Origin of the sequence: Streptomyces prasinopilosus (assembly GCF_001419695.1) — a bacterium.
Lineage (GTDB): Bacteria > Actinomycetota > Actinomycetes > Streptomycetales > Streptomycetaceae > Streptomyces > Streptomyces prasinopilosus.
The window spans coordinates 1-11,227 of record NZ_LIRG01000507.1; the positions used below are offsets into that span (position 1 = coordinate 1).

The window sequence follows — 11,227 nt, forward strand, 5'->3', positions numbered from 1 at the left end:
TTGTATACAGTTACATTCGTCCCTGTCCCTGTACCTCTGGAGCGCCCCATGGCGACAGTCCCGACCGCCCTCGCCGGCCGCCACTTCCTCAAGGAGGTGGACTTCACCGCGCAGGAGTTCCTCGGCCTGCTCGACCTGGCCGCGGAGCTGAAGGCCGCCAAGAAGGCCGGTACCGAGACCCGGTACCTCCGGGGCAGGAACATCGCGCTGATCTTCGAGAAGCCCTCGACGCGCACCCGCTGCTCCTTCGAGGTCGCCGCCGCCGACCAGGGCNNACCGCCCGGGTGCTCGGCCGGATGTTCGACGCGATCGAGTTCCGGGGCGACTCCCAGGCCACCGTCGAAACCCTCGCCGAGTACGCGGGAGTGCCCGTCTACAACGGTCTGACCGACGACTGGCACCCCACCCAGATGCTCGCCGACGTCCTCACCATGACCGAGCACGGCGGCGGGAAGCCGGTCACGGAGCTCTCCTTCGCCTACCTCGGCGACGCCCGCTTCAACATGGGCAACTCCTACCTCGTCACCGCGGCCCTGCTGGGCATGGACGTGCGCGTCGTCGCCCCGAAGGCGTACTGGCCCGCCCGGGAGGTCGTCGACCGGGCGCACGCGCTCGCGGAGTCCAGCGGGGCCCGCATCACGCTCACCGAGGAGATCGCCGAGGGGGTCGCGGGCGCGGACTTCGTCGTCACCGACGTCTGGGTCTCGATGGGGGAGCCCCAGGAGGTCTGGGACGAGCGGATCACCGCCCTCGCGCCGTACGCGGTGACCATGGACGTGCTGCGGGCCACCGGCAACCCGGACGTCCGCTTCCTGCACTGCCTGCCGGCCTTCCACGACCTGGGGACGCGGGTCGGCCGCGAGGTGTACGAGAAGCACGGCCTGGAGTCGCTGGAGGTGACCGACGAGGTGTTCGAGTCGGCCCACTCGGTCGTCTTCGACGAGGCGGAGAACCGGATGCACACGATCAAGGCGGTCCTGGTGGCGACCCTGGCCTGAACGAACGCGGCACCGGCCGGGCCCCTGCCGGGAGCCCCCCGTGCCGGACCGCTCCGGCAGGCCGCCCGGCCGGTCCGCTCAGTCGGGCCGGCGCGGGCGCGGCACCGCCGGCAGCCGGAACCACACGGCCTTGCCGGACGCGGTCGGGCGGTGGCCGCACGACGAACTCAGGGCGCGGATCAGCAGCAGCCCGCGCCCGTGCTCCTGCCAGGGATCCGGCACGTCGAGGTGCGGGAGGGTCAGGTCGCCGGGCGGCTCCGGATCGGCGTCGTGCACCTCGACCCGGCACCCGGTGGGCAGCAGCTCCACCACCAGCTCGATCGGGCAGCCCCTGGAGGTGTGCTCCACGGCGTTGGCCACCAGCTCGGCGGTGAGCAGCTCCGCGGTGTCGCGGTCGGCGGCGTGCTCCCGCTCGGCCAGCGCGGTACGGACCAGTGCACGGGCGACGGGCACGGCCGCGGTGGTGTGCGGCAGTGCGACGCGCCAGCAGGCGGAGGTCGAGGGTTCGTGCACGCGCGATCCGATCATGGAGAGCAGGCAGGCGGTCCTGCTTTCAATTACCCAATGGTACGGCGCCGTCCCCGGGAGGCGTCGCCGACCCGTGACGGACGTCAAGGCTCCGGGGTCTGCCCGGTGAGCACGGCCTTCCGTGCTCACCGGGCAGACCCCGGAACCCGTCGCACCGATCATGCCCGGCCCGCCTGTGGCGCAATCATGACGGCGGTCACGAATCGGCGATGACGACGGCGAATCGGTGATGACGGCGGCGGTCGCGGACGGATGAGGACCGGACGGAAGGACGCCTCGCGAACCGTGCCGCCTCACGTGGCACGTGTCACAGGCCCGCGAAGACCGCCCCCGCGTCCCGCAGGCGTGCGTGCAGACCGTGGAAGACCTCCGCCGAGCGGGTTCCCGGCCAGCCCTCGGGGAGCAGCCCGGCGGGCAGCCCCGGGTCGGTGTAGGGGAGGTGGCGCCAGGAGTCGAGGGCGAGGAGGTAGTCGCGGTACGCCTCCTCGGGCGGGGTGTCCTCACGCCGCCGCCAGGCGTCCAGCACGTGCGCGTGACGGTCCAGGAACGCCTCGTGCTCCGCGGCGATCCCGGCCAGGTCCCACCAGCGGGCGACCGCCTCGACGGTGGGGGTGAATCCGAGGTGTTCACCGCGGAAGAGGTCGACGTAACCGTCCAGCCCCAGCCGCTCCAGGGTGCGCCGGGTCTCCTCGTACAGCCGGGCCGGCGCGATCCACACCCCCGGGGCGGTGGTGCCGAAGCCGAGGCCGGACAGGCGGGAGCGCAGGATGTGGCGCTTCTGCCGCTCGGACTCCGGCACGGAGAACACGGCGAGCACCCACTCCCCGCCCCCGGCAGCCGCGAAGGCGCGGAGGCGGCGGTCGCTGTCGTCCAGCAGGCCGCGGGCCTCCGGCGAGAGCGCGTAACCCGCCGCGCCCCGGGCGGTGCGGGCCGGCAGGAGCAGTCCGCGCCGCTTGAGCCGGGACACCGACGACCGCACGGCGGGAGCGTCGACCCCGACCGCGGCCAGGAGCCGGATCAGCTCGGCGACGGGCACGGGACCCGGCACGAAGCGGCCGTACGCGCCGTAGAGCGTGACGATGAGAGACCGTGGGGCAGGCTGGTCGGACACGTTGATCATCTTAGGTCGTGCCGATCGGCGACCCTCCCCCGGGCATCGGCATCACGCCTGGTCATCTCCCTTGAGGGAAAAGGGCGTTCCGGTAAGGGCAAGGCGGTCCGGTGGGCGCCCGGGATGCGAGCCGGCCCCGTGGGACGGGCGGAGGGGGCGGATGCGCGGCGCGGCCCGCGGTCCGCCGTGCCGTTCAGGCGGCGGCGGTGAGCCGGTCCACGGGGAGCCGGCGCGGGGCGACGGCACGGCCGTCGGGCATCAGCCTCCCCGTGTCGTCGAAGACGATCGCGCCGTCGCACAGCAGGCTCCAGCCCTGCTCGGGACGGGCGGCGACCACATGGGGGCCCTGTCCATGGGACGAGGGGCAGGACATCCGGTGGGCACACATGGCGCACCTCCACATGGGTGGATCGATTCGAAGGGGTCGTCCACCAGGACCATGCCCCCACCGCGGACTCGCCGGAACGGCGGGCCTCGAGGAGTGACGACTCCCGGACGATTCCGGGACGGTTCACCGACGGCCGGCACCGACTCGCCACCGAAGGGGTGAGGTCGCTCCTCCCGGCCCGCTCTCCCGGTACTGGTGGGGCCCCACACCCTCGTTCCCCGCACCCCGGGAGGTTCCCCATGTCCGTGTCCGCACCCGCTTCCGCGCCCGCTTCCGTCCCCGCGCCCGTGTCCGCGCGTCCCGTCCTCGTCCGCGCGGCGGCCTGCGCGGCGCTGCTGTTCGGCACCGCCGTCGCCGCGCCCCCGGCGGCGGCCGCCGCTCCCACTCCCGTCCACGAGACCGTGACGGTGGACCCCACGGGCCGGATCGCCGGCGACGGCACCGTCACCCTCTCCGGCACGTACAGCTGCCTGGGCGTCTCCGGCCCGGTCCTCGTCGGCTCCTCCGTCCACCCGGGCACCGGCGGCACGCGGTACGGCGTCGGCGGCACCCTGGCGGTGTGCGACGGCGAGACCCGCACGTGGGAGAACACCGGGCGGGTGCCCGCCGCCGTCCTGAAGGCCGGCACCGTCGACGTCGAGGCCACCCTCACCGAGCTGCGTCCGGCCGACGGGATGCTGCTGCCCGTGTTCCACGCGGTCCAGCAGCGGGAGGTCACCCTGGTCCGCGGCTGAGACGGGGGCGCCCGCCCGCCGCCCGGCCGGACCGCGCCGGTCGTCCGCCGGCCCGCGGATCAGAGCCGCTCGTCCGGCCAGGCCAGCAGGCGGGCGCCGATGACGGCGGTCTGGAGCATGTAACGGTGGGCGGGCTCGGCCGGATTGGCGCCGGTGAGCTTGTGGATGCGTTCCAGACGGTACGTCAGGGCCCGCACGCTCAGGGAGAGCCGGCGGGCCGCCTCCGCCGCCACACAGCCCGAGTCGAAGTACGCGGTGAGCGTGTCGAGGAGGGGCTGTGCGCCGCCCCGGGCCGCGGTGAGCGGGCCGAGGGTGTTGTGGACCAGGTCGGTCATGGCCTGGCGGTCACGGGCGAGGACGGGGTAGACGAGCAGCTCGGCGGCGCGCAGCACCGGCTCGTCCAGCCCCAGCCGTTCCGCTATCTCCAGCGTGCTCAGGGCCTCCTCGTACGACTGGACGACCCCGCCGGGTCCGGGCCGGGGGCGGCCGATGGCCACCTGGCCGCCGTCGGTGGCGGCGTGCGCCTGCTTGGCGAAGTGCGTGAGCACCTCGCCCTGGTGCCCCGGCGCGACGCACAGCAGCCGCCCGTCCTTGGTGGTGAGCAGGATGCTGCGGTCACCGAACCGGGAGATGAGGGCCTGTTCCACCCGCCGCGGCACGGCGTCCCCCTCGTCGTAGGCGACGGGGCCCCGGGCGACGGCGACCGCGTGCTCGTGGGAGAGCCGCAGGCCGAAGCGCTCGGCACGTTCGACGAGCCGGCCGAGGTCGCTGCGGCCGTAGAGCAGGTCGTCGATGAACTCCCGCCGGGCCGCCTCCTCCTGACGGACGGCCAGCCGCTGCGCCCGCTCGTAGCCCTCGGCGAACGCGTCCACCACCTGCTGGACGGCGGCGAGCGCCTCCTCGGCCGAGTCGTCCCGGCCGCGCGGCCAGGCGTCCCGCGCGGCGATCAGGTGGGTGCGCACCAGGGTGCGCAGTCCGAAGCCGGCCTCCGCGGCCCGCTCCCCGAGGTCCCGGCGGGAGGCCAGCTCATCGCGGGACAGGCGCCGGCCCGTGGCCGCGACCTCCTCCAGGATCCGGGCATAACCTTCGAGATACTCCTCGGGAATCTCCCGCTCCGCCACATCGCCCCCCGAATCCTGACGCGTCCTTGACGCACCCTTGACGCCGTCCTGACGCCCGATGTGATCCACACCCGGCATGCAGACCCTAGTGAACATTGCCGGGAACCGGCAATGCGGGGGCGGTGGTCGGCCCGGCACCATGGCCCGCGGGGAGCACCGCGGACGGTTCCGGTGCCTGGCACCGGCAGGTGCGGGGCCCCGGAACCGGCGAGGGCCGGTGCGGACGTCGGCATGAGCCGTCAAGAGGGAAGCGGAACGCGGGACGCGGGACGCGGGGACGCCGGAAAGGGGTGGCCGGGGATGCACATGATCGCGGAGGCCGCCACGGGCCTGCCCACGCTCCTGCTCACCGCCGCCCTCGTCGTGGCGGCCGGCTTCTGGCTGCTGGTGGCCGTCGGCGCCACCACGCCGCAGGCCTTCGACCCGGACGCGGACCTCGACGCCTGGGGGATGGGCGGGGTGCCGGTCGCCCTGGCGCTCTCCCTGCTGACCCTGTTCGCCTGGCTGCTGGCCACCGGCGTGACCGTGCTGCTGGACGCGTACGTCCCGGAGGGACCCGGCGCCGGACTGCTGCGCCTGCCGGCCCTGGCCGGAGCGCTGCTCGCGGCCTGGCGCCTCACCCGCTTCTTCGTGCGTCCGCTGCACCGCCTGCTGCCCGACGAACCCGGGCCGTCCCGGTAGTTCCGCGGTACCGGCGGGAACCGGGGCGGTCCGTCCGGCGTGTCCCGTGGCGGAGCCCGCACGCGGCTCCCGTACGGGCCGCGCGCTCCGCACCACCGGGGCCCGCCGCACCGCCGGCACCCCGACGCCGCGTCACCACCGTGTCCCCGCCGCCTCACCACCGTGTCCTCACCACACCGCCGCCGTGCCGTCCGGGCCGGCCGGCACCGGGACGGCCCCGCCCGTCCCGCACCCCGGCGCCCGGCGCCGGCCCGTCAGCTCCGTCCGTCACCAGTTCCGAAGGACGTATCCATGGATGCCGCCACCGTGGGCATCGCCGTAGTCGTCGGCGTCTGCCTCCTCCTCGCGCTCGTCGTGCTGTTCCTCATGACCAAGCTGTTCCGGAAGGTGGAGCAGGGCAAGGCGCTCATCGTCTCCAAGCTCCGGAAGGTCGACGTGACCTTCACCGGGCAGGTCGTGCTGCCCGTGCTCCACAAGGCCGAGGTGATGGACATCTCGGTGAAGACCATCGAGATCACCCGGGCCGGCAAGGAGGGGCTGATCTGCCGGGACAACATCCGGGCGGACATCCGCATCACCTTCTTCGTCAAGGTCAACAAGACCGTGGACGACGTCATCAGGGTCGCGCAGGCCGTCGGCACCGCACGGGCCAGCGACCGCAACACGCTGCAGGAGCTGTTCCACGCGAAGTTCTCCGAGGCGCTGAAGACCGTCGGCAAGCAGCTGGACTTCACCGACCTCTACACCAAGCGCGAGGAACTGCGGTACCGGATCATCGAGGTCATCGGCATCGACCTCAACGGCTACCACCTCGAGGACGCGGCGATCGACTACCTGGAGCAGACGCCGCTCTCCCAGCTCGACCCGGGCAACGTGCTCGACGCGCAGGGCATCCGCAAGATCACCGAACTGACGGCCGTGGAGCACGTGCGCACCAACGAGGCCCAGCGCGGCGAGGAGAAGGAGATCACCCGGCAGAACGTCGACGCGCGCGAGACGATCCTCGAACTGGAGCGCCGGCAGGCCGACGCCGAGATCAAGCAGCGCCGGGAGATCGAGACCGTGCGGGCCCGCGAGGAGGCCGAGACGGCACGGGTGGTGGAGGAGGAGCGGCTGCGCGCGCAGAGCGCCTTCCTGCGCACCGAGGAGCAGCTCGGCGTGCAGCGCGAGAACCAGGCCCGCGAGGTCGCCGTCGCCGCCAAGAACCGCGAGCGGGTCATCGCCGTGGAGAGCGAGCGCATCGAGAAGGACCGGATGCTCGAGGTCATCGCCCGCGAGCGGGAGACCCAGCTGACCCGGATCGCCGCCGACAAGGAGGTCGAGGCCGAGAAGCGCGACATCGCCGAGGTCGTCCGGGAACGGGTCGCGGTGGACCGCACGGTCGCCGAGCAGGAGGAGTCGATCAAGAGGCTGCGGGCCGTGGAGGAGGCCGAGCGGGAGCGGCAGGCCGTCATCATCGCCGCCGAGGCCGAGGCGCAGGAGAGGCTCGTCAAGGACATCAAGGCCGCGGAGGCCGCCGAGGTGTCCGCCACCCACCGCGCCGCCGAGGAACTGACCCTGGCCGAGGCCCGGCTGAAGGCCGCCGACCTCGACGCCCGCGCCAAGGTGCGGATGGCCGAGGGCATCCAGGCCGAGGCCGCCGCCGAGGGGCTCGCCGCCGTGCAGGTCCGCGACAAGGAGGCCGACGTCATCGAGAAGGCCGGCCGTGCCGAGGCCGAGGCGTCCGAGGCCCGGATGCGTGCCGAGGCCGAGGGCGCGCGGGCCAAGGCGCTCGCCGAGGCGGAGGGCATCGGCGGCAGGCTCAGGGCGGAGGCCGCCGGCCTCACCGAGAAGGCGGCGGCGATGGCCGCCCTCGACGAGGCGTCCCGCGGGCACGAGGAGTACCGGCTGCGCCTGGAGGCGGAGAAGGACGTCCGGCTCGCCGGGCTCGAGGTGCAGCGCCAGGTCGCCGAGGCGCAGGCCACGGTGCTCGCGACCGGCCTGGAGAGCGCCGACATCAATATCGTCGGCGGGGAGTCGGTGTTCTTCGACCGGCTGATGTCGTCGATCGCGCTCGGCAAGGGCATCGACGGACTCGTCCAGAACTCCGGGACCGTCCAGGCCCTCGCCGGCCCGTGGCTGGACGGCTCGGCGAGCTTCACCGACGACCTGGGCCGGATCCTGGGCTCCGTCTCGAGCGCCGACGTGCAGAACCTGACGGTCTCCGCGCTCCTCGTGAAGCTGATGCAGCCGGGCGGCGAGAACGCCGGACAGATCAAGCAGCTCATCGAAAAAGCTGGGGAGTTGGGCCTCGCGGACACACCGCTGGCCGTGCTGAACGGCCACGCCAGGGCCTGACCACCCCCGGCCGGGGAGCCGCCGCACAGGGGACGGCGGCTCCCCTGCCCCCTTTGTCCGAGAGGCAGCCATGACCACCGCCACCCACGAGACGCCCGGCACGGGCACCCACGAGACGCCCGGCGGCGCGCACCGGCGGCCCGCCGGGGGCCTGCACGACCCGGCGGACACGGACACCGGGACGGGCACCGCCGTCCGGGGGACGGTCGACGGCGGCACCTACCGGGTGCTGCGCGACCGCCTGACCGCGCAGGCCGCCGAACTCGCGCGGCGCACCGAGGAGCTGAACCGGCTCCGGATCGCCACCTTCGGCTCCACCGAGCTGCGCCTGACCGGCACCGGACGACTGCGCACCGACCGCGCCGCCGTGCCCCGCGACGTCGTCGCCGTGGGCGACGTGCTCCTCTTCGGCTACCGTGCCCAGCCCCGCCCGGACACGGACACCGCCGTCGGCGACGTCCTCGCCGCCCACGACCGCGACCTGAACCGGCTGCCCGACGACGCCGTGCCCGGACTCCTCGACGACCCCGCCTTCGTACGGGAGTTCGCCGCCCTGCACCGCTACTACCGCCAGGCCCGCCTGCTGCGGCTGCGCCGCGTCGACGGCAGGCTCCTCGCCGTGTTCCAGACCGGCGAGAAGGCCGGCGACATCCGCGTCCTGCGCTGGTCGGTCTCCGAGGACGGGCAGGCGGTCTTCCTCGACGCGCGCGGCGACCGCGACCACGCGCGCACCCCGGACCCCGACGTCGCATGGACCCGCACCACCCGCGAGGACCACGTCCTCGGCCGGTACCCGCGCGTCCGTGTCCAGGGCGAGGTCTTCGTCGACACCCTCGGCGGCACCCTCACCGTCGGCACGGACGGCGACACCGAGACCCCCGGCGGCATCCACAGCGAACCGGTCGACGAGCCGCTGCAGTCCCTCGCCGACGCCGAGATCTCCCACGCCCGCGTCGGCACCCTGATCCTGCTGCGCGTCCTGCCCTACAAGGAGACCGCGCACCGCCACCTCGTCTTCGACACCCTCACCCGCACCGTCGTCCGCCTCGACGGCATCGGCCAGGGCTGCCGGCGCCTGCCCGAGGACCAGGGCATCGTCTTCCCCGGCGGCTACTGCCTGGCCTCCGGCACCCACAAGACGTACGAACTCGACACGGACGGCATGGAGTTCGCACGCGAGGTGCGCTCGCCCAACGGCGAGGACGTGCTGTACGCCTTCCACGCGCCCGGCCGGGGCCGCTCCCTGCTCCTGTCGTACAACGTGATCCGCGAGGAGGTCGCGCCGCCGCTGCCCTGCCACGGCTGGGCGCTGTTCGACGACGGCGGGCTGAGCCTGCTGCGGCCCGACGGCGACGAGCCCGCCCGCGTCCACCCGCTCCAGCGGTGGCACTCGCCCTACGTCTCCGACACCCACGCCGCGGGCCGGCCCGTCGGTGACGGCCCCCTGGACCGGGTCGGCAACGCCGACCTCGTCCGCGGCATCTCCGACTGCCTCTCCCTGGTCCGCTCCGTCACCGAGACCACCCCGACGACCGAGGTGTACGAGGCGCTGACCGCCGCCTGCGTGCGCACGGCCGACACCCACCACTGGCTCGCCGAGCCCGGACTCGGCGACCTGCGCGGCCCCCTGGAGGAGGTGCGCACCACCGCCGAACAGGTCCTGGCCGAGTTCGAGACCGTCCGCGACCTCGGCCGCCGCGCCGCCGTCGCGCTCGACGAGGCGGCCTCCCGCATCGGCTCCGTGGTGCGCCGGCTGCGCGGCGAGCAGCCCCGCGAGGCCGCCGCCTGGGTCGCCGGCCTCACCGAACTCCGCCACGCCCAGGGCCATCTGCTGACCCTGAAGGAGATGCGCTACGCCGACCACGCCCGCATCGACGCACTCGCCGACGAGGCCGGAGCCGACCTCGCCTCCTTCGGCCGGCGCGCGGTCGCCCACCTCGCCCACGAGGACGCCTTCGCCGCCCACCACGCCGACGTCGAACGCCTCGTCGCCGACGCCGAGCGGATCGGCACCGCCGCCGAGGCCGTCCCCGTCGCCGCCCGCCTGGACGAGATCGCCGACGGGCTGCGGACGGTGACCGAGGTCGTCGCCGGACTCGACATCGGCGACGCGACCGTCCGCACCGCCGTGCTGGAACGCGTCGCCGAAGCCCTCGGCGGCGTCAACCGCGCCCGCGCCACCCTCGACGCCCGCCGCCGCGGCCTGCGCGAGAGGGAGGCCCGCGCCGGATTCACCGCCGAACTCGCCCTGCTCGGCCAGACCGTCACCGGCGCCCTCGCGTCCGCCGCGGGCCCCGAAGACTGCGACGAACAACTCACCCGCGTCCTGGCCCAGCTGGAGACCCTGGAGTCCCGCTTCGCGGAGTTCGACGACGTGCTCGGTGAACTCGCCGACGAACGCACCGAGATCTACGAGGCGTTCGCCGCCCGCAAGCAGAGCCTCACCGACGCCCGCGCCCGCCGCGCCGAACAGCTCGCCTCCGCCGCCGAACGCGTCCTGGAGACCGTCGCCCGCCGCTCCGCCGCCCTCGCCGACACCGACGAGGTCAGCACCTACTTCGCCTCCGACCCGCTGGTCGCCAAGGTCCGCCGCACCGCCGGCGAACTGCGCGACCTCGGCGACCGGGTCCGGGCCGAGGAACTCGACGGCCGCCTGCGCTCCGCCCGGCAGGAAGCCGCCCGCGCCCTGCGCGACCGCACCGACCTCTACGCCGACGGCGGCCGCGCCCTGCGCCTGGGCGGCCACCGCTTCGCCGTCACCACCCAGCCCCTCGACCTCACCCTCGTCCCGCACGGCGACGGCCTCGCCTTCGCCCTCACCGGCACCGACTACCGCGCCCCGGTCACCGACCCCGTCCTCGCCGAGGGCCGCCGCCACTGGAACCGGCACCTGCCGTCCGAGTCGCCCGAGGTCTACCGCGCCGAACACCTCGCCGCCCGCCTGCTGCACGAGCACGGCCCCGCCGCCCTGCACGCCGCCGACGACCTCGCCGCCCTCGTCCGCCGGGCCGCCGAGGAGGCCTACGACGAGGGGTACGAGCGCGGCGTCCACGACCACGACGCCCTCGCCCTGCTGACCGCCCTGCTGCCCCTGTACGACGGGGCCGGCCTCCTGCGCCACGAACCCGCGGCCCGCGCCCTCGCCCTGCTCCACTGGACCCACGGCACCACCGCCGCCGAACGCGCCGACCTCACCCGCCGGGCCCGCTCCCTGGCCCGCGTCCGCGACGCCTTCGGCCCGCCCCCGGCCCTCGCCGACCTGTGCGCCGAACTCGCCCGCGGGATCGCCGCGTGGGACGACGGCCGGGACGGCCCCGGCGGCGCGGGCG

8 protein-coding genes and 2 pseudogenes are annotated in these 11,227 nt (G+C 74.4%); 6 read left to right on the plus strand and 4 right to left on the minus strand.

Going from position 1 to position 11,227, the window contains the following annotated elements:
• Positions 1–138: 138 nt before the first annotated feature.
• Both AOK18_RS35450 and argF read left to right on the plus strand, forming a co-directional pair.
• Positions 139–273, plus strand: a pseudogene (locus AOK18_RS35450) (ornithine carbamoyltransferase); the annotation flags it as partial.
• 2 nt (positions 274–275) lie between these two features.
• Positions 276–998, plus strand: a pseudogene (argF, locus tag AOK18_RS20665) (ornithine carbamoyltransferase); the annotation flags it as partial.
• A gap of 78 nt (positions 999–1,076) precedes the next feature.
• Here the strand turns inward: argF and AOK18_RS20670 are convergent.
• From AOK18_RS20670 to AOK18_RS20680, 3 genes are all read right to left on the minus strand, one after another.
• A complete protein-coding gene (locus AOK18_RS20670) occupies positions 1,077–1,526 on the minus strand; it encodes an ATP-binding protein (protein WP_175400314.1) in 450 nt (149 codons plus the stop codon).
• Between the two features lie 307 nt (positions 1,527–1,833).
• On the minus strand, positions 1,834–2,646 hold the full coding sequence (locus AOK18_RS20675; protein ID WP_055573089.1) for a PaaX family transcriptional regulator: 813 nt from the start codon (positions 2,644–2,646) through the stop codon (positions 1,834–1,836).
• Between the two features lie 184 nt (positions 2,647–2,830).
• A complete protein-coding gene (locus AOK18_RS20680; RefSeq protein ID WP_055573090.1) occupies positions 2,831–3,025 on the minus strand; it encodes a DUF5999 family protein in 195 nt (64 codons plus the stop codon).
• Between the two features lie 287 nt (positions 3,026–3,312).
• On the opposite strand from AOK18_RS20680, the gene AOK18_RS20685 reads away from it, so the two are divergent.
• Positions 3,313–3,759, plus strand: a complete 447-nt coding sequence (locus AOK18_RS20685; RefSeq protein WP_206281572.1) for a DUF6299 family protein — start codon at positions 3,313–3,315, stop codon at positions 3,757–3,759.
• A 59-nt stretch (positions 3,760–3,818) separates the two neighbouring features.
• Here AOK18_RS20685 and AOK18_RS20690 read toward each other — a convergent pair whose 3' ends face one another.
• Positions 3,819–4,880 carry a PucR family transcriptional regulator gene (locus AOK18_RS20690; RefSeq protein ID WP_055695336.1) on the minus strand — a complete coding sequence of 354 codons (1,062 nt, stop codon included), beginning with the start codon at positions 4,878–4,880 and terminating at the stop codon, positions 3,819–3,821.
• A gap of 300 nt (positions 4,881–5,180) precedes the next feature.
• On the opposite strand from AOK18_RS20690, the gene AOK18_RS20695 reads away from it, so the two are divergent.
• From AOK18_RS20695 to AOK18_RS20705, 3 genes are all read left to right on the plus strand, one after another.
• The gene (locus tag AOK18_RS20695; RefSeq protein ID WP_055573093.1) at positions 5,181–5,561 is read left to right on the plus strand and encodes a hypothetical protein; all 381 of its coding nucleotides are present in this window, start codon (positions 5,181–5,183) and stop codon (positions 5,559–5,561) included.
• A gap of 291 nt (positions 5,562–5,852) precedes the next feature.
• The gene (locus tag AOK18_RS20700; protein ID WP_055695337.1) at positions 5,853–7,898 is read left to right on the plus strand and encodes a flotillin family protein; all 2,046 of its coding nucleotides are present in this window, start codon (positions 5,853–5,855) and stop codon (positions 7,896–7,898) included.
• Between the two features lie 70 nt (positions 7,899–7,968).
• Positions 7,969–11,227 (plus strand): DNA repair ATPase (locus AOK18_RS20705; protein WP_206281573.1); only part of this gene is annotated, 3,259 nt, incomplete at its 3' end.

Bases quoted from the DNA above. Each gene is read 5' to 3' on its own strand.
- AOK18_RS20670 (WP_175400314.1), bottom strand. From the start codon at position 1,526: ATGATCGGATCGCGCGTGCACGAACCCTCGACCTCCGCCTGCTGGCGC.
- AOK18_RS20675 (WP_055573089.1), bottom strand. From the start codon at position 2,646: ATGATCAACGTGTCCGACCAGCCTGCCCCACGGTCTCTCATCGTCACG.
- AOK18_RS20680 (WP_055573090.1), bottom strand. From the start codon at position 3,025: ATGTGTGCCCACCGGATGTCCTGCCCCTCGTCCCATGGACAGGGCCCC.
- AOK18_RS20695 (WP_055573093.1), top strand. From the start codon at position 5,181: ATGCACATGATCGCGGAGGCCGCCACGGGCCTGCCCACGCTCCTGCTC.
- AOK18_RS20700 (WP_055695337.1), top strand. From the start codon at position 5,853: ATGGATGCCGCCACCGTGGGCATCGCCGTAGTCGTCGGCGTCTGCCTC.